This is a genomic window from Oleiphilus sp. HI0066 (assembly GCF_001635725.1).
This window is the reverse complement of sequence record NZ_LWFH01000088.1, coordinates 1-837: the sequence shown is the minus strand read 5'-3', so window position 1 is coordinate 837 and position 837 is coordinate 1. Positions and strand designations below refer to the sequence as shown.

Annotated in this window: 1 protein-coding gene; it reads right to left on the bottom strand. The window is 43.7% G+C overall.

The features are described 5' to 3' along the window. On the bottom strand, positions 1 to 837 hold an 837-nt coding region (locus A3738_RS01345), incomplete at both ends, for a transglycosylase domain-containing protein (protein ID WP_197473505.1).

Below are 837 nucleotides of genomic sequence, written 5' to 3'. Positions count from 1 at the left end.
TTTCTTCGCCTGTTAGTTCTACATGGTCCAGTGGCTCACGGTATCCATGACGTTTGTCGTAGTCATCAAGCCCTTTAACTACAGCATTTTGGGCGCTTGCTTGTAATTCGCTGTCTGTCGTGACGTAAACATTGAGCCCTAGTGTGTAAGCTTCAGAACCAAAGAGTTCAACTGCTTTTTGGCGTGCCATTTCTGCAACATATGGTGCGGCCAAATCAGGTTGAATGCCATGGTAGCCAGCGGTTAGTTCTGAGTTTTTTGCTTCTGAATAATCTAGGCTAGAGATCATTTTAAGCTCTAGCATGCGGCTTAAGATCCAATCTCGACGAATTTTGGCGCGATCTGGATTCACGATAGGATTGAATCGAGAAGGTGCTTTTGGCAAGCCTGCAATCATTGCACTTTCTGCCAAGCTAAGTTCATCGAGGTTTTTCCCGTAATACACTTGCGCAGCTGCTTTTACGCCGTAAGCGCGATTACCTAAATATATTTTATTGAGGTAGAGCTCTAGTATTTCGGGTTTTGTTAAAGCTTGTTCTATCTGAATCGCTAGGAATATTTCGTTGAATTTTCGAACAAAGGTGCGCTCGCGTGTTAGGAAGAAGTTTTTGGCAACCTGCATTGTGATTGTGCTGCCGCCAGTTTTAATTCGACCAGATTGAATTAGTTGAGCTGCCGCACGCCCTAAGCCAATAATATCGATGCCTCCGTGCTCATAAAATCGATTATCTTCAGCAGCAATAAATGCGGAGGTTAATGTGGTCGGAATTTCAGAAATATCGACCGGACTTCTTCGCTTTTCTCCGAATTCAGCAATCTTTTTATTGTCGCTGGTAT